The 17,277-nt window shown below is 50.9% G+C and carries 14 protein-coding genes; 2 read left to right on the forward strand and 12 right to left on the reverse strand.

What is annotated here, in order from left to right:
• Positions 1-298: 298 nt before the first annotated feature.
• Positions 299-1,222 (reverse strand): histone deacetylase, encoded by a 924-nt coding sequence (locus tag QUA70_RS03995; RefSeq protein WP_333345124.1) that lies wholly within the window; start codon positions 1,220-1,222, stop codon positions 299-301.
• 395 nt (positions 1,223-1,617) lie between these two features.
• On the opposite strand from QUA70_RS03995, the gene gyrA reads away from it, so the two are divergent.
• Together gyrA and QUA70_RS04005 are read left to right on the forward strand one after the other, a co-directional pair.
• Positions 1,618-4,335 carry a DNA gyrase subunit A gene (gyrA, locus tag QUA70_RS04000; RefSeq protein ID WP_333345126.1) on the forward strand — a complete coding sequence of 906 codons (2,718 nt, stop codon included), beginning with the start codon at positions 1,618-1,620 and terminating at the stop codon, positions 4,333-4,335.
• 229 nt (positions 4,336-4,564) lie between these two features.
• The gene (locus QUA70_RS04005; RefSeq protein ID WP_333333700.1) at positions 4,565-5,860 is read left to right on the forward strand and encodes a ribonuclease D; all 1,296 of its coding nucleotides are present in this window, start codon (positions 4,565-4,567) and stop codon (positions 5,858-5,860) included.
• Between the two features lie 516 nt (positions 5,861-6,376).
• Here the strand turns inward: QUA70_RS04005 and QUA70_RS04010 are convergent.
• The 11 genes from QUA70_RS04010 to QUA70_RS04060 all read right to left on the reverse strand — a co-directional run bounded on the left by QUA70_RS04010 (position 6,377) and on the right by QUA70_RS04060 (position 17,224).
• Positions 6,377-7,435, reverse strand: coding sequence for an NAD(P)-dependent alcohol dehydrogenase (locus QUA70_RS04010; protein WP_333333698.1), 1,059 nt, complete (start codon positions 7,433-7,435; stop codon positions 6,377-6,379).
• A gap of 12 nt (positions 7,436-7,447) precedes the next feature.
• A complete protein-coding gene (locus QUA70_RS04015; RefSeq protein ID WP_333333696.1) occupies positions 7,448-7,582 on the reverse strand; it encodes a hypothetical protein in 135 nt (44 codons plus the stop codon).
• Positions 7,583-7,630: 48 nt separating this feature from the next.
• Entirely contained in the window at positions 7,631-8,407 is a 777-nt protein-coding gene (locus QUA70_RS04020) for an SDR family oxidoreductase (protein WP_333333694.1), read from the reverse strand.
• A 736-nt stretch (positions 8,408-9,143) separates the two neighbouring features.
• Positions 9,144-9,590, reverse strand: a complete 447-nt coding sequence (sufU, locus tag QUA70_RS04025; RefSeq protein WP_333333693.1) for a Fe-S cluster assembly sulfur transfer protein SufU — start codon at positions 9,588-9,590, stop codon at positions 9,144-9,146.
• Positions 9,591-9,597: 7 nt separating this feature from the next.
• Positions 9,598-10,203, reverse strand: a complete 606-nt coding sequence (locus QUA70_RS04030; RefSeq protein ID WP_333333691.1) for a nucleotidyltransferase family protein — start codon at positions 10,201-10,203, stop codon at positions 9,598-9,600.
• Between the two features lie 60 nt (positions 10,204-10,263).
• Positions 10,264-11,391: an XdhC family protein gene (locus QUA70_RS04035; protein WP_333345128.1), complete on the reverse strand. Its 1,128-nt coding sequence runs from the start codon at positions 11,389-11,391 to the stop codon at positions 10,264-10,266.
• 203 nt (positions 11,392-11,594) lie between these two features.
• Positions 11,595-12,359: an NAD(P)-binding domain-containing protein gene (locus tag QUA70_RS04040; protein WP_333345129.1), complete on the reverse strand. Its 765-nt coding sequence runs from the start codon at positions 12,357-12,359 to the stop codon at positions 11,595-11,597.
• 14 nt (positions 12,360-12,373) lie between these two features.
• On the reverse strand, positions 12,374-12,826 hold the full coding sequence (locus tag QUA70_RS04045) for a MarR family transcriptional regulator (RefSeq protein ID WP_333345131.1): 453 nt from the start codon (positions 12,824-12,826) through the stop codon (positions 12,374-12,376).
• A gap of 230 nt (positions 12,827-13,056) precedes the next feature.
• Positions 13,057-15,273, reverse strand: a complete 2,217-nt coding sequence (locus tag QUA70_RS04050) for a xanthine dehydrogenase family protein molybdopterin-binding subunit (RefSeq protein WP_333345133.1) — start codon at positions 15,271-15,273, stop codon at positions 13,057-13,059.
• A gap of 126 nt (positions 15,274-15,399) precedes the next feature.
• Entirely contained in the window at positions 15,400-16,392 is a 993-nt protein-coding gene (locus QUA70_RS04055) for a xanthine dehydrogenase family protein subunit M (RefSeq protein WP_333345134.1), read from the reverse strand.
• Complete coding sequence (locus QUA70_RS04060) at positions 16,379-17,224, reverse strand: 2Fe-2S iron-sulfur cluster-binding protein (protein WP_333345136.1); 846 nt, start codon at positions 17,222-17,224, stop codon at positions 16,379-16,381. Before QUA70_RS04060 ends, QUA70_RS04055 begins: the two co-directional genes overlap by 14 nt.
• Positions 17,225-17,277: the final 53 nt, after the last annotated feature.

A 17,277-nucleotide genomic window follows, 5' to 3' on the forward strand; every position in this document is an offset into this window, starting at 1 on the left:
TAAACCTCCTAGTTGATTGAGACAGATAAAATTTTCACAGGCTGACTGTAGTCCTAATTATGCTCTTTGCCAGCGACTTCACAGGCGATCGAAAACATTGACACGGTGTGATTTTTCGGCTAAAAATCTGTGACCGAGACTTTGATGCCCAGTGACTTGGATCTCTTAAATTTGTGATGCTTGTCACTAAAGTCAGAAGTCAGAGGGAAAAAGACCATCAAGCGCGATCGCCCTCAAAAACTCTCCATCCCGTCCTCACAGCTTTTCAACCTTATTTTTCCCTATGCCAATTTTCCAGCTAATTGAGGCATCGGTCAATAGTCGCCACAACCGACTCTGCCAACTCTTTCAGCGCGTAACCCCCCTCCAAACCAAAGGCGATGCGACGGGTGATTTGCAGGCAGTATCCGGTGAAAGTACCGAAATCTGACGGCATCAGAGTCATACTCGCCAGCGGATCGGACGCAGTAGCGTCATAACCAGCGCTGACAATCAACAAATCCGGTTCAAATTTGGACAAAAAAGGCACGACAAGAGATTCAAAGGCGCTCAGGTATTCAGCTATGCCACCGCCCGGATACAGGGGAATGTTCAGCACGTTCTCGTAGATGCCTCGCTCCTCGGCATCTCCTGTTCCCGGATAGCACGGAGATTGATGCAGGGAACAGTAGGCAATTTGGCGGCAGTTTTCCACCAAAGATTGAGTGCCGTTGCCGTGGTGCACGTCCCAGTCGAGGACAGCGACGCGGTTGATTCCCGGCTGTTCCAAGGCGTAGTGAGCAGCGATCGCAGCATTAGAAAACAAGCAAAAACCCATCGCGCGGGCGTTTTCGGCGTGGTGTCCCGGCGGCCTGGCCAGCACAAAAGCCGGTTCCCCCGCAGCCACCACTCGATCGACCCCATCGAGCCAAGCACTCGCCGCTAGCAGCGCTACATCGTAACTTTCAGCAGAAATCGGCGTATCGCCGTCGAGGTAGCCGCCTCCCCGATGAGCCAAATGTTCGATTTCTTTGATGTATCTTTGCGAGTGAACTTTTTTGATAGCCGAGAACAGTTGTTGTTCGCGCTGCGCCACTGGGGTAGGCAGTTGCCACTGAATTTGATCCGCCCAGGGAGCAGCTTTCAGAGCGTTGACGATCGCCGTTAAACGTTCTGGTCGCTCTGGGTGAAGCATTCCAGTCTTGTGCAGCAAGAAATCTTCGGAGTAGATGACGGGTAGCATCGGCTGATTTTAGATTTTAGATTTTAGATTTTAGATTTTTAGTTGGCTTTAAGAAGGCCTTCGGTTTTGTGAAATTAAAATTTCGATCGAGTAACCATTTTAATTTCTTATATGGGCGTCAAAAAAGTCACGAAAGCATGAAAGCCTTCAGCCTAAAAAAACCTTTCTAGCTTTTGCCAACTGCTGAAAAAATCACCAACTGACAAATTATCAATTGTGCTTGTTTCGTCCCTTAATTTTTCTGGCAACTTTCCCATAAAGTCAAAGGCAAATTGTGATATAATTTCAGGAGTAATTTGCAATATTTGGCAGCTCTACTGAATCCAAACCGATTTTATCGCATTTTTGAGATTTATAGCGGTCAAATTTAAATTTTTAACGGAGTTTTTCAACCTATGAGCACCTCTGAGTCGCGGATAATCCCGACGGATCTGGGTAATGAGATGTCCCGATCGTACTTGGAATACGCCATGAGCGTAATAGTCGGTCGGGCGCTACCAGATGCGAGGGACGGTCTCAAGCCCGTTCACCGACGCATTCTCTACGCTATGAACGAATTGGGCTTGACTCCCGATCGACCTTTCCGCAAATGCGCCCGCGTCGTGGGGGAGGTGCTGGGCAAGTATCACCCGCACGGAGATACAGCGGTTTACGACGCCCTGGTGCGGATGGCTCAGGATTTCTCCATGCGGGAACGCCTGATCAACGGCCACGGCAACTTCGGCTCCGTTGACAACGACCCGCCCGCTGCCATGCGGTACACCGAATGTCGCCTCACAGCTTTGACTAGCGACTCCATGCTGCGCGACATCGACTCGGAAACAGTTGATTTCGGCGACAACTTCGACGGTTCCCAGCAAGAACCCCTCGTACTCCCCGCACGCATCCCCCAAATTTTGCTCAACGGTTCCTCCGGGATTGCTGTAGGGATGGCAACCAACATTCCGCCGCACAATTTAGGGGAAATAATTGACGGTTTAGTAGCACTAATTCACAATCCAGCACTTACCGACCTGGAATTGATGCAGTACATCCCGGGCCCGGACTTTCCCACCGGAGGGCAAATTCTGGGCAGAGGTGGCATTCGCGATGCTTACACCACCGGGCGCGGTTCGATTACAATGCGCGGAGTCGCCGGCATTGAAACCATCGAACATCCCGGCCGCCCCGACAAAGAAGCAATTATTATCACCGAATTGCCTTACCAAACAAACAAAGCAGCGCTAATTGAGAAAATTGCCGAACTTGTCAACGACAAAAGATTAGATGGAATTTCCGACATTCGCGACGAAAGCGATAGAGACGGAATGCGGATCGTGATCGAACTCAAGCGCGACGCCTATCCCCGCGTCGTCCTCAACAACCTCTACAAACAAACACCCCTCCAAGCCAACTTTGGAGCCAATATGTTAGCGCTAGTAAACGGGGAACCCCAACTACTTACGCTCTCCCAATTCCTCAATGTCTTCCTAGACTTCCGCATTGAGACAATTACTCGCCGGACTCAATATGAGCTCCGCAAAGCAGAAGAACGCGACCACCTTCTGCAAGGCTTATTAATTGCCTTAGACAACTTAGATGCAATTATTCACCTAATTCGCGCCGCTGCCGACTCCGCAGCAGCGAAACAAGAATTGATGGATAATTATGGTCTTTCGGAACAGCAATCCGACGCAATTCTGCAAATGCAGCTCCGGCGTTTGACAGCATTAGAAGCGCAAAAGATTCAGCAAGAACACGAAGAACTGCGAGCTAAAATCGCCGATTTGGAAGATATCTTAGCGCGCCGGGAACGCATCTTAGAAATCGCCGAATTTGAAGCAGTCGAAATCCAAACCAAAATCGCCACTCCTAGGCGCAGCGTCATCGAACACGCCGAAGGAGAAATTGATGAAAGAGATTTAATTGCCAACGAACAAGCAATTATTCTGATCACAGAGCAAGGCTACATCAAGCGGATGCCTGTCAGCACTTTCGAGGCCCAAAGTCGCGCTACTCGCGGCAAAGCAGGCGCGAAAATGAAAGAAGACGACGGAGTAGAACATTTCCTTTCTTGTTGCGATCATGACAGCGTTTTGTTCTTCAGCGACAGGGGCGTAGTTTACTCTGTCAAAGCTTATCAAATTCCCATCTGTTCCCGGACGGCCCGCGGCACTCCCGTGGTGCAACTGTTGCCGATTCCTATAGAAGAAAAAATCACTTCTATGGTGTCAGTGACAGAATTCACCAGCGAAGAATACTTGGTAATGCTGACTCGCGGCGGCTACATCAAGAAAACCGCACTTTCCGCTTTTGGCAACATCCGCACTAATGGATTAATCGCGATTTCTCTAGAAGAAGGCGACCAACTGCGCTGGGTACGGAGAGCAAAAGTGGGTGACAGCATCATCATCGGTACGCGCCAAGGCATGGCAATTCATTTCCGCACCAATCACGAACAGTTGCGCCCAGTCGGCCGCGCGACGCGGGGTGTAAAATCAATGAAATTGCGATCGGGCGATGAGTTGATCAGTATGGACATTTTGCCCAGTTCAATTGTTGCCGAAATTGCTGAATTGGAAACTGAAGACTCGGAATTTGAGGGAGCTAATATTGCTCTATTAGAAACTGAAGATTCGGAATTTGAAGGGGCAGAACTTGCTGAATTGGAAACGGAAGATGCGGAATTGGAAGACGAAGAATTAGAACTGCAAGCCGAGGAAATTGAAGGCGAAGAAGCCGAAGAAATTCCGACAGTTAGCAGCGAAGTTCCTTCGGTGTTGGTAATCACCACCAACGGCTACGGCAAGCGGGTTCCAGTTTCTCAATTCCGCCTACAAAGACGGGCGGGCAAGGGATTGACGGCTACTAAATTTAAGTCGAAAAAGGGTAAGGATCAGGTAGCTGCGCTGCGAATTGTCAACGAAGATGACGAGTTGATGATCATTACCAACCGAGGTATTATTATCCGTCAGGCTGTGAGTGCAATTTCTACCCAATCGCGCACAGCAACGGGTGTGCGGGTGCAGCGGTTGGACGAGGATGATTCGATCGTAGCTGTGGCTTTAGTGCCGGCTGCTGGTGAAGAATCGATCGAAGAATCGGAATCTGAGGAAGTGGCAGAAGAGTCATAGGTTAATAGTTTGTAAGGTGCGCGCTGCGTACCTTACTGCTGAATGGTAAAAATGCGATCGTCTATTCCCGGTTTCTCCCTCCAAGACGGGTCAACATTTAATACTAATTGTGAAAAAATATCTGTAGGGACACGGCCTTGCCATGTCCGGCGCTTGAATCGTTGACAATCGATCCGATAATTGCTATAGCATAATAGAATCAAAAAATTAATAGCAAAAGTCTGTAAAAATGCCTTATTTAACAGCAGCAAACGACATCAAAGCACTCATCACTAAATTTTCCCAAGCTAAAATCCTGTGGGTTGACACAGAAATAGCAGACTATAAATCCAACCCCAGATTATCTCTGATTCAGGTGTTAGCTGACTCCACAGATTCTAGTGGAGATGCCACTTTTATACTTGATGTATTGGATAAACCAGAATTGGCAAAAGATTTCATTAACCAAATCATGGTAAATCCAGATATTGAAAAAGTATTGCACAACGCCAGCTATGACATCAGATTTCTAGGCAATGACGACGCTCAAAATGTCAGTTGCACATTGCAAATGGCGAGAAAGATTCCAGCTTACATTCTGCCCTTACCTAATCGACAACTCAAAACTTTAATAGAAACACTTTGCGGCATTGCTTATGTAGATAAAACAGAACAAAGCGGCGATTGGGCAAAGCGTCCTCTGACGCAGAAGCAGCTAGAATATGCCAAGATGGACGCGGTTTATTTAGCTGGAGTGCATCGCCGCCTGCTAGAAATTCTTGCCCAATGTTACCCCGAACCCGCAACGGAAAACTTGACAGCATTGGGCGAAAAATATCAGGAAATAGAATCTCAGTGGAAGCCACTAGATTCAGAAATCGCTGAAGTGAAAGAACGCCTTAAAGCAGGGATGCTAGCCCAAAAGCTCAAAGACAGTTCTTATTTTGAGCTTTCCAGTTCGATAACGATGAAAGTAGATTTTCTCACCCTGGCCAGACTGACGCAAACTGAGGGAATTGAGTTAAATTTTCCGGTAACGCTGACGAAAGAAATTCAAAAACAGTTAGGCAAACTCATCGCTCATCCATCTTTGGAAGTGGAGGATATTGCTAGTTTGCGGTTAAATTCTAATGTACAGCAACGGCGGAAATCTACTAAGAAAATTGCGCCGGAACCGGAGAGTGATGATTTAACTGCATTGGGTGAAAGGTACAAAGAAATTTTGCCTGAATGGAAGTTGCTGGATTCAGAAGTTGAGCATCTCAAAGAACGAATTAAAAAAGCAATGTTGGTGCAAAATGAGGAAAATACTCCCCATTTTAAGTTATCCAGTTCCTCAATTTTGAAGGTAGATTTTGCTAGCTTGGCAAAACTTGCCCTATCTGTGGGAGTTGAGTTAGATTTTATGGTGACGCTGACTCAATACATCCAAAAGCGGTTAGGGGAAGCAATTAACAAAATTGATGTGCAAATTGAGTATCTTACGAGTTGGCGGATGACGGCTAAGACTATGGAAGAGGAAGATGATGATGAAATCCCTTTTTAACTACTAAAATATGACGTTTCCTCTCATTTTTCTGTGTTATCAAGGGTTTGGGAGCGCGAGAAAGAGGTCTAGGAACAAGACCGCATAATAATGGTTGCAGCCTGTCTACCCTGTTGATAAAAGCGACGTTTATTACGAGTTAAATTCATTAACTGTTGTACAGATTCAGAATATTTATCCAAATAATTCACCCAGTCCTCTCCATCTTGCGCCAACGCATCCATGTAATCCGTCTGTGGTATTTTTTGCTTTGTTCTTTAGGTGGAACTTCCCCCTTTGGGGCCGGGCTGTTTCATTCGACCTAGGGGCAAACCCCCCGTGGTTGCCCCGATATTTGAAACACCGATTCCCTCGTCCGTGGAGGGGGTAGGCACGGGGGCACTACCCCTACAAAACGATGATTTCCCTGAGAATGAAACAGCCCTACCTGCAGCCAAGTCCGATCGCCGAGACTTCCAAATTGCTGTTTCCAAGTTTGCGCGTTTGCATGATTAGTCCTTCGAGGTTCCACCTGGGTTATTCAGATTTAAGGGATGCCATATCGATACAGAAGCGGTATTTCACATCGGACTTGAGCAGTCTTTCGTAGGCTTCATTGACCTTCTGGATGGGGATGACTTCAACATCGGCGGTGATGTTATGTTCGCCGCAGAAGTCGAGCATCTCCTGGGTTTCCGCGATGCCGCCGATGTTAGAGCCGGAGAGACTGCGGCGGGCCATGATCAGGCTGAATGCCGCGACCTCCAGGGGCTTCTCAGGTGCGCCGACAAGGGTGATGTTGCCGTCGAGGCGAAGCAGGTTGAGATAGGCGTTGATGTCGTGATTGGCGGAGACGGTATCGAGAATGAAATCGAAGCTGCCAGCGTGCTTTTGCATTTCGTCGGCATTGCGGGAGACGACCACTTCGTCGGCACCGAGGCGCAGCGCGTCTTCCTTTTTGTTGGGCGAGGTGGTGAAAACGACGACGTGGGCTCCGAATGCACGGGCGAACTTCACACCCATGTGGCCTAGCCCGCCGATACCAACCACGCCGACCTTCTTGCCCTTGGTGACACCCCAGTGGCGCAGAGGCGAGTAGGTTGTGATTCCGGCGCACAGGAGTGGCGCGACTCCAGGGAGATCGAGGTTGGTGGGAACGCGCAGAACGAAGCGTTCATCGACGACGATGCTATCGGAGTAACCACCATAGGTGACACCTCCAAGGTGCTTGTCCGGGGAGTTGTAGGTGAGGGTCAGGTTCGGGCAGAACTGTTCAAGTCCTGTTTTGCAATTGGGACAGGTTCCATCCGAATCAACCATGCAGCCGACTCCTGCCAGATCGCCAGGCTTGTACTTCGTCACTGCCGAGCCAACCTGAGTGACCCGTCCCACCATCTCATGACCGGGAACGATCGGGTAGGTAGTAGACATGAAGTCGCTCCACTCATTACGCACCGAATGGACATCGGAGTGACAGATGCCGCAGAAGAGGATTTCGATCTGAACGTCGTGTTCGGTTGGATCGCGCCGTGCGATCGTGTCGGAGGCTAGCGGTGATGTTGCACTGGCTGCGGAATAAGCTTTCGTGTTGTACATGGGTTGATGCTCCTATTTGTTTACTTTTGGTGCCTGGTATTGTTCGTCGCTGGTCTTTTCCATCCAGTCCAGGGGCTTGCCGTCGAGTACCTCCTGAGTGGCGATATGAGTCATCGCCGTTGGCGGTGAAGGTGACGATGGCGACAATGCTTTGTTGTCTATGCGTTTAGGGTTCGATCGGGTTGGCGGCGAACATCACTGCACCGTTTGGCCGCCATCGATGACCAGGGCGTGCCCAATGACGAAGCCAGCCGCGTCGGAGCACAGCCAGAGGACAGCCTCCGCGATCTCCTCGGGCTTGCCCATCCGTCCGACCGGCTCCTCGGCAATCACCTTGGCGCGCCCTTCGTCCGTGTCGCCGGTGAAGCGACCCATCATCGGGGTGTCGATGTAGCCGGGACACACGGCGTTGACGCGGATGTTCTGCGCGGCGTAGTCGAGGGCTGCTGCCTTGGTCAGTCCGATCACGCCATGTTTCGCGGCGGTGTACGCGGGGCTGCCCTTGATGCCGATGATTCCCGCGCCCGATGACGTGTTGACGATCGCGCCGCCTCCCTGCTTGAGGATCAGCGGGATCTGGTGCTTCATGCACAGGAAAACGCCGCGGAGGTTGATGTCGATAATCCGGTTCCACTCCTCCTCCTCGTACTCGGCGGTCGGAGCTGCCTTCCTCGGCTCGATGCCCGCGTTGTTGAAGGCGAAGTCCAGCCGCCCGAAAGCCTCAACGGTCTTGTCCAGAGCCGCCTTCACGTCCTCGGTTCGCGTCACATCACACTTGACGGCGATCGCCCGACCGCCAAGCTCTTCGATCGTGTGAACTGTTTCTTGATTGCCCTGTTCTGAGATGTCAGCGACCACCACGCTGGCACCTTCACGGGCAAACGCCAGCGCCGTAGCTCGACCGATGCCGCTCGCTCCTCCGGTCACAAACGCAACCTTTCCTGTGTAGCTTCCATTCTCGTTCCTTGTCATTTTTTACTCCTTTGGGTGTTGCCCATTAGGGAAGCCTTTAAACGTGACACTGGCACCAAGTGTGCGTGCTCGATCGTGCGCCTCGAACAGGGGGTCAATGCGGACAGTGCCGGTAAAATACTCAGCCGGTCCTTTGGCCGAAGGCTGTGAGCCACTTCGTTTAATGTCCATTTCTTAATTCCTTCACTTGATGCCATTTCGGTGGCTGTCCCAATCGTAGAAATTGAGCACTTATTGCTTCTCTATCAATAGGGATGGATTTTTTAATAAGCAAGGTTAGCTTTGATGGCATTTTGGTTGTCACTCAGCAGGTTTATTGCCCAATCAAAACTGAGTTTTTTCTTAAATAAAAGTCCAGAATGCTTACAATTTGCCGGAACCATTTTTCATTGCTTTAGCTTCATTCTAAGAATCCTCAAGGCCAAGCAATAGAACGATCGTCTAAGATTGTTGTACAATCCTGCAAACTTAGAAACGAACGCTGCCAAAACGAGTGAAAAGTCCGCTAGGTCGTTAATGAACGACCAGCAGGCTAAGCCCGAGGCAGATAGAGCGCAAGCCCACAGAAACGAACTGACGAATAGCCTATTGCACAGGCTATTCGTCAGTCATTAGTCATTAGTCATTCGTCATTCGTCATTCGTCAACAGTCAACAGCCAACAGTCAACAATAATTCCGGTTGCACCGGAATTGATATGAGTCCATTGGATGTGCCTCTGCTGGATGTGACTATAGCTATTCATTGCTAGTTTCAACCGAACTCAGCGCCGCTTTGAGGGTATGCCAAGCCAAAGTTGCACACTTAACCCGCATCGGATATCGGGAAACACCTTGCATGATATTGAGTTTCTCCAACGGAGGCTCAAACTGAGTATTTCCCGCTACCATCTCGCGGAACTCTTCTACCATTAAAAGCACCTGTGAAATAGTTTTACCTTTGATAGCGATCGCCATTAAGTCAGCAGAAGCAAGGCACAAAGCACAACCTGCACCTTCAAATTTAATGTCTGCAATTTTACTTTCTGCTTCATCTAGTAGCAGCGTTAAATCAACCACATCACCGCAATAGGGATTTTCTCCTCGGTGTTGACGATGTACAGGGTTAGTTTTTCCTTTGTTTTGCGGTTTTGTGGCGTGTGTCAAAATTATTTGTTGGTAAATTTGGCGATCGTTAGTTTTCATAATTTATTCACTGTTTAAAATTCTTTAATAGCAACTGCTTGTAATCGTCGGGCGTATCAATATCAATCGCTGCTTCTGGTATTAGCAGAATCAATCCTCTATCTATATATTTTTGGATTAACGCTTTTGCACCTTTATCTCCTTCAAGCTGCATCAGTTCGGGAAATAAGGCCTTGCTAAACAGGGCAGGTACACCTGTAGTTTCGTTATACTTTGAGGCAATAATTACTTTTTGCGTTTCTTGATAAGACTGAATCAATTGATTAAAAATCTGGGGAGAAACTAGCGGCTGATCTGCAAGTGAGATGATAACTGCATCAAGTTTAGAGTTAGTTTTCAGTAGCATACTCATACCAGCGCGAATAGAAGAAGACATTCCCTCTTGCCATTGGGAGTTCTCTACAACTTGCACTGCCTTTGGCATTAGTTCCGGTTTAATTTGTTCTACATAAGCTCCCAGGACTACTATGATAGGTTGGCTCATAGAAGCTAAGGCAACTTCAACCGCATGGAGTATCAGGCTGCGTCCTTGATAAGAAAGCAATTGTTTTGGTCTTCCCATGCGGGTTGCAGCTCCAGCAGCGAGAATAATTAGACCAATTTTAAATACCATACCCAAGTTTTGAATTTTTGATTATTAAGAACATACCCGTATTAGCCATTAATTATTTGATTATTGACTATTGATTGAATCATGAATTGGTACAGTGCGATTTCTTAAAAAACCACCTTGATGCTTTGCTGTTACTGCTTGAATTTCGGCGATAATCGCCAGAGCAATCTCTTCGGAATTATCTGCCCCAATGTCGAGTCCCACCGGACTATATAAATTTTGTTGCTGTTGTGGAGTCGGGATAACTCCTTCTTCTTGTAGTTCTTGCAATAATCGGGCTGTTCTTTTCTTAGGGCCAAGTACACCTAAGTATTTTAAGCCAGAAGGCAATAACACTCTCAGCAATTCCAGGTCGTCTAAATAATTATGAGTCATAACTACAGCAACAGTACGCTCATCTATCTCGATGTTTTTTAATACATCCTCAGGAGAACAAAATTTAACTCGATCGGCTTCTTGAAAACGCTTTCGGCTTGCTTCCCGTTGGCGGTTATCAACTACAGTAATATGCCACCCTAACTGTTTGCCAAAGCGAACAACGGGAAGAACGTCATACCCAGCACCCAAAATTACCAGCGACAGCGGCGGCCCAATGACTTGAATAAAAACTTCAACTTTCCCGCCTGTTAACTGATATTGTTTCCCTACCGAGGTTTTGTGTTGAAGTGCTGCTTGTGTATCCCTTAAAACCGCTGCTGCTAATTCCTCATCGCTGATGTGGTTGATGATATCTGAATTTAGTAGCAAGCGATCGCCTATTTGAGATTTGCTTTCACCCTCTATATTAAATACAGTTGCAATAGCACTCTCAAACCGAGCATCAAGGCATTTGTGGACAAAACTAATTTGGTTCGGCTCGTTTACTGGCAAGGATTCAATCAAAACATAAGCAATGCCTTGACAGCCAAGCCCCAATCCCCAAATTAAATCTTCCTCGGAGGTGGAGTCATACTTAACCACACAAGGCCTACCAGTGTTCATTACCTGCTGTGCTTTCTCAAATACATCACTTTCCAAACAGCCACCGCTAATTGCACCTACTATCAAGCCATCTGCACTCATCAACATTCGCGCACCAGGTCGGCGATAAGTTGAACCTTCCACTTTAACTAAAGTTGCCAAGGCTAGCTTTTTCGTGGTGTCTTTTACTTGCTCTAAAGCAGCCTTAATATCGTGTATTTCTTTCATTGCTCAGCCTAAAAATTTTTGTATCTCACTGTTTAAGTTTGATTATAAAGACTTCAGCATAAAGGACGATATAACGATACTTGCAAGTTGTTGTACAATCCTGCAAAATTCTTCTTCTAAACTAATCAGGGGACGAGCGTGTAAAGCTTTGGTGTGAAGACTTTTAGCTTACTTGCTTGTCCCTTTCTTATCCCGAACTCACGTTACATATAAATCGCACGGCTCAGACGAACCCCGAAATCGGCATCCGGATTTGTCGTGGCGTCACCAAGCCGTTCTTGCATTACTGCAACTGCCAAGTCCCGGCGCTTTGGCGATCGTGATGCGTCGGCAGATGCCAGCGCTGCCGCCATCTGTTCGCGCGTGAGATCGGTGCAATAGCAGGGCGTGCCTGGTTGCTGACGCCACGAATCGGCGATCGTGCCGGCGTCGAAAGCATCAAGCCCGGTGTCTTCGACGAGCGCCATCGCCACGGAGCGATCGTTCTCGCGGTCAGCAGCTACAGGGAGGGCGATACGGTCAGGGCTTCCAGCAGGCTTGCCCAAGGTGGCGAAGGAGCCAGACCCGATCGCGTTCCACGCCTTGGCGATCCGCCGGCCTAGCTGTTCGGCCACCCAGAGGCTCTCAACCTGCCCGGCCTCGATAGCATCGATCTTGTCGTCGCGGTGGGGATAGTAATTAGACGTGTCGATCACGACTGTCTCGGCTGGTAGGTTGGCGATTAGCGGCGCGATTGTGGGAATGCGGTTGAGAGGGATCGAGAGGATCACCGCGTCAACGTCCTCCACCGCTTCAGCGGTCGAGACCGCGCGTGCGCCGAAAGCCAGCACATCGGCCTCGATGGTCTCTGGGCCGCGAGAGTTGGCCACCTTCACGTCATGTCCGGCCGCACTGAGTTTGCGTGCCAAAGTCTTCCCGATATGGCCAGTGCCTAAGATTCCGATGTTCAATTTCTTCGTGTCAACCATGATAAATAATCCTTTTACGGAGTTGTTTGACGGGGTATTGCCAGCCCGTTCAACGTGTCGCGAAGCTCGGCAAGGTCTTCATCGGAGAGACGGCAGGCCGTCTCGATCTTTTCAGGGATCGAGCACGCTGCCTCGCGGAGTGCCTCGCCCGCTTCTGTCAGCTCGATAAGAACGCGGCGTTCGTCCTGTTGGTCACGGGTGCGCGTCACCAACCCCGCGCTCTCAAGGCGCTTTAAGAGGGGCGTCAAGGTTCCGTTATCCATACCGAGTTCTTGCCCTACTTCCCCAACAGTGCGCGGGGTGCCCTCGTAGAGAGCCAGCATGACCAGAAACTGAGGATAGGTCAGGCCCAAAGGCTCAAGAAAGGGCCGATGAAGCCTAATGACCCGGTTCGACGCACTATAGAGGGCAAACGAAAGCTGCCTCCCCACGTGTCGCCGTTGGTTGATGTTCGAGTTGTTATCCATTTTAAAATCCAGTCAACCACTATTATATAGCGCACTACATAATAGGTCAATACCTATAATTCACTTTTTTCTGGACCTGTCTTGCACCCATTCCCATGCGTTGCACCAAGGCGACGGTACGAAGATTCTTCCACACTGCCCACCGTTGCCAGCGCGCACCGTTCCCCCTGACCTTCGCGTAGGCGATCGCCTCGACTACCGCTGTCACTTCATTCCTCAAATGACCTCACTCAAAGCAGCTTGTCCGGCGTAATCGGCAGATCCCTGATGCGTTTGCCCGTGGCATGAAAGACAGCGTTGGCAATCGCCGCCGGGATGCCGACCATGCCGAGTTCGCCCATGCCCTTGACACCGAGCGGATTGACGACTTTATCCTCCTCCTCAACGAATATCGTATCGATCTCCAAGACATCGGCATTAACCGGCACGTGATAGTGCTGCAAATTCGGATTCATAATCCGCCCGTAACGGTGGTCGATTTCAGTCGCCTCTTGCAGCGCCATACCAATGCCCCAGACAAAGCCGCCGATTTCCTGACTGTGCGAGGCCTTCGGATTCATGATCTTGCCGCAGGCGCTCACTTCAATGGCGCGCGTAACCTGGACAGTCCCCACATCCGGATCGACCTTCACTTCAATAAACTGCGCGCCGTGGGCCAACGTCGCATACTTCTCGCGCTCCTCTGAGGGACGCGACTCGAATGTTTCCGTGATTGCGGTGAGATTATTACGCTTCATCACTGCGGAGATGTTGACCAAACGCGACGGGTCGCTTTTTAGTTGCAGTTGCCCGTCGAGCATTTCGACATCCGAGGAGGCAGCCCCCTTGAGCGGAGAATTCGCTTCCTGGTTCGCCAGCGCCAGCAACTTCGTGCCGATCGCCAGAGCCGCCCCGCGCACCGCCGAGCCGACGCTCGCCGTCGTCCAAGAGCCCCCCTGCGACGGTGACCGAGGGAACTTCGTGTCCCCGAGTTCAAATTTCACCTGCTCCAACTTCAGCCCCAGATACTCGGCAGCGATCATGGTCATCACGGTGTAGGTGCCAGGTCCGATGTCGCTGGTCGCACTTGCGACTTTGGCCGTGCCGTCCACCCCCAGCGTGATCAGGGCCGCAGCAGGCATCTGGGAAGCGCCCCAGACGCCGGTCGCCATTCCCCAACCGACGAGTAGGCGTCCGTCACGCATCGATCGCGGCTCGAACTTGCGATTCTTCCAACCGAATTTTTCCGCGCCCAGCCGGTAGCACTCCCGCAACGCCTTACTCGAAAAAGGCTTGCCGCTCTCGGGGTCTACTTCGGCATAGTTGATCAGCCGAAGTTCGAGCGGGTCGATCCGCAGCGCGTAGGCCAGCTCGTCCATCGCACATTCGAGCGCGAACATCCCGCTAACGGCCCCCGGTGCGCGCATCCAGGTCGGGGTGGGGAGGTCCGTGTCGGTAATCTTCAGCGGCGCGTAGAGATTCGGGCACGCGTAGACTTGGCGCGTAAAACCCGTGGTGTCGTCTGAGAACTCCTCGAGGGTGGAGGTGTTGTGCACGGCTTCATGAATAATCGCCGAGAGCTTTCCCGATCGCTCCGCGCCGAGCGCGATCTTCTGAATCGTGTGCGGACGATAACCGTGGCCAGTGAACATTTGCGTGCGCGTATAGACAACCTTGACTGGGCGCCTGAGTTCGCGGGCTGCCATCGCTGTCAGCGCCGGATAATAGTTCGGGCGCAGCGACGATCCAAACGCCCCGCCGACGAAGGGCGACACCACACTCACGTTTTCCTCGGGCAGGCCGAAGCTCGAAGCCAAATGTGTCCGCACGGTATAGACCCCCTGCGTCTTGTCGAAGACCGTTAGCTTGTCGCCTTGCCAGACCGCGATCGCCGCGTGCGGCTCCATGGGGTTGTGGTGCTCGATCGGGATGCGGTACTCGGCCTCTACCTTCACGGCCGCTGTACGCATCGCCTCTTCGGGATTACCGCGCGGCTTCGGAGCAGGCCCTTTAGTGGGGACGCGCGCGATCGCGCGCACCGCCTCAGTGTCGGTCGTGTGCTGCTGTGAGTTGTAGGAGACTTTAACCAGACGTGCCGCATAACGTGCCTGTTCGTATGTCTCGGCGACGACGAGTGCCACGGGCTGCATATTGAAGAAGATTTTGTCAGACTGGAGCGCCCGAAACGACTTGTCTTCCTCCTCCGTGGCGCGGGGCGGGGCCTGCTCCGTGGAAGACTTCGGACCAAGCTTCGGTGCGTTCAGGTGCGTGAAGACGCGAACTACGCCTGCTGCGCCTTCAGCCTCACCCGTGTCGATCGATTTAATCGTGCCCTTTGCCACGGTTCCCAGCACGATAAAACCGTAAGCGAGATTGGGAACCTGGAATTCCGCCGCGTATTTAGCCTTTCCCGTAACTTTGGCTGCACCGTCCACGCGGCTCATTTCTTTTCCGATGTATCTTGCCATTTCGTTTATCCTCCCTAATATCAAATCCGCCCTTCATCGTCCTGTATTCATCTCTCTGTTCTCTTCCTCTGCGTTCTCTGCGTTCTCTGCGGTTTAATCATTCCAATACAACCGGAATTGATATAATTAGGCCGCACCGCTCGTCAACGCTTGCTGCAAAGCCAGAACAATAGCGCGTTTTCCGAGTTCGACTTTATAACCGTTATGTTCAAGCGGTTTCGCATCTTTCAGAGCCGCTTCGGCAGCAGCCTGAAAAGTTGTTTCCGTCGCAGGTTTTCCAATCAGAACTCTTTCCGCTTCGGGTGAACGCCAAGGTTTATGCGCGACGCTGCCCAAAACAACACGTGCCTGTTTGATGGTGTTGCCGCTTGTTTCTAAAGCAGCAGCCACGGCAAGCAGTGCAAAAGCATAGGAAGCCCGATCGCGAACTTTTAGGTAATAAGACTTATTGGCGAAATTATTCTTCGGCATTTCGATCGCGACGATCAATTCCCCATGCTGAAGATTGTTATCTTTTTCAGGCGTGTTACCGGGCAAGCGATGAAAATCCTGGAGCGCGATTGTGCGTTCTTGCCCGTTCGTGCCGCGAATCCTCACTACCGCGTCCAGCGCATAAAGCGCATTCGCCATATCGCCCGGGTAAGTCGCCACGCATTTGTCGCTGTAGCCAAAAATGGCATGAATGCGATTGATCCCCTGAAGCGCTCCGCATCCGCTGCCGGGATCGCGTTTGTTGCAGGGCATAGCGATGTCGTAAAAATACTGGCAACGGGTGCGCTGCATTAAATTTCCCCCGTTGGTCGCCATATTGCGAAGCTGCGCGGAGGCGCCGGCTAAAATCGCCATTGACAGAAGCGGGTAATTTTGCCGGATGAGTGGATGGTTGGCCGTGTCGGTATTTTTGGCTAAGGCGCCGATCGAAATTCCGTTCGAGGTCGATCGAATTTCCGCCAGATTCAAACCTGAAATGTCAACAAGTTCGCTGGGACGCTCGACGTATTCTTTCATCAAATCAATCAAATTTGTCCCGCCTGCCAGAAACGTTGCCGTTTGATTCGCGGAAACGGTACGAACAGCGCTTGCCGCATCGGTGGCGCTGGAATATTTAAACGATTGCATCGGCTTTGCCCTCCTCGTTTAATGCAACGGCAATTTCTTCATCGCTGGCAAAATGCCAAGCCTGGGCTGTTTCGCGCCCGGACTGAACTTCTCTGATTGCCGCAACGATTCCCGGATACGCGCCGCAACGGCAAATGTTGCCGCTCATGCGTTCTCTGATTTCTTCATCAGAGAGACTTAAATTCTGCGTGCTCGTCCGCAAATTGTTAGTGACGTGACTCGCGTCACCGTTTTTGGCTTCCTCCAGCAGCGCCACGGCCGAACATATCTGCCCCGGCGTGCAGTAGCCGCACTGGAAGCCGTCGTGTTTGATGAACGCCGCCTGCATCGGATGAAGATTGTCGCCGTCAGCGATCCCTTCGATGGTCGTCACCTCTTTCCCCTCGCAGCTAGCGGCAAGTGTCAGACAAGAAAGCACGCGGCGCCCGTCAACGATCACCGTACAAGCGCCGCACTGTCCTTGATCGCATCCTTTTTTGGTGCCGGTCAATCCAAGTCTTTCGCGCAGGGTGTCGAGCAGCGCCATGCGCGAATCCACTTCCAGCCGTTGGGTCGAGCCGTTGATTTTCAAAAGAACCTTAACGGCGTTTTCAACCCCAGGGGTCTGGGCGAACACGGCGTCGGGCGCAGCGGCGAGCGTGGAAAAGGCCTCCTCTTTAGCCAGCAGGTGGAAGGCGAAGGTGCCGAGTAGGGCAGCCATGCTTTGCCCCAAGAATTTGCGGCGAGCAGCGCCGGTAATACCGAGTTGGTCGAGCAGTGTTTCTTCGTCCGCGCTGAGCTGCGAATCGCTCTCGGTTGAACTGAAATCTTTCCGTTCTTGATTATCGTCCATGATGCTCCTTGCAAAATTCTCAAACAATCCCTGGACAAGTGTTTGTTTTTCGC

It is taken from the genome of Microcoleus sp. LAD1_D5, assembly GCF_036702115.1.
Taxonomy (GTDB): domain Bacteria; phylum Cyanobacteriota; class Cyanobacteriia; order Cyanobacteriales; family Microcoleaceae; genus Microcoleus.

Coding starts and splice junctions, on each gene's coding strand:
- QUA70_RS03995 (WP_333345124.1), bottom strand. CDS start 1,222: ATGCTACCCGTCATCTACTCCGAAGATTTCTTGCTGCACAAGACTGGA.
- gyrA (WP_333345126.1), top strand. CDS start 1,618: ATGAGCACCTCTGAGTCGCGGATAATCCCGACGGATCTGGGTAATGAG.
- QUA70_RS04005 (WP_333333700.1), top strand. CDS start 4,565: ATGCCTTATTTAACAGCAGCAAACGACATCAAAGCACTCATCACTAAA.
- QUA70_RS04010 (WP_333333698.1), bottom strand. CDS start 7,435: ATGTACAACACGAAAGCTTATTCCGCAGCCAGTGCAACATCACCGCTA.
- QUA70_RS04020 (WP_333333694.1), bottom strand. CDS start 8,407: ATGACAAGGAACGAGAATGGAAGCTACACAGGAAAGGTTGCGTTTGTG.
- sufU (WP_333333693.1), bottom strand. CDS start 9,590: ATGAAAACTAACGATCGCCAAATTTACCAACAAATAATTTTGACACAC.
- QUA70_RS04030 (WP_333333691.1), bottom strand. CDS start 10,203: ATGGTATTTAAAATTGGTCTAATTATTCTCGCTGCTGGAGCTGCAACC.
- QUA70_RS04035 (WP_333345128.1), bottom strand. CDS start 11,391: ATGAAAGAAATACACGATATTAAGGCTGCTTTAGAGCAAGTAAAAGAC.
- QUA70_RS04040 (WP_333345129.1), bottom strand. CDS start 12,359: ATGGTTGACACGAAGAAATTGAACATCGGAATCTTAGGCACTGGCCAT.
- QUA70_RS04045 (WP_333345131.1), bottom strand. CDS start 12,826: ATGGATAACAACTCGAACATCAACCAACGGCGACACGTGGGGAGGCAG.
- QUA70_RS04050 (WP_333345133.1), bottom strand. CDS start 15,273: ATGGCAAGATACATCGGAAAAGAAATGAGCCGCGTGGACGGTGCAGCC.
- QUA70_RS04055 (WP_333345134.1), bottom strand. CDS start 16,392: ATGCAATCGTTTAAATATTCCAGCGCCACCGATGCGGCAAGCGCTGTT.
- QUA70_RS04060 (WP_333345136.1), bottom strand. CDS start 17,224: ATGGACGATAATCAAGAACGGAAAGATTTCAGTTCAACCGAGAGCGAT.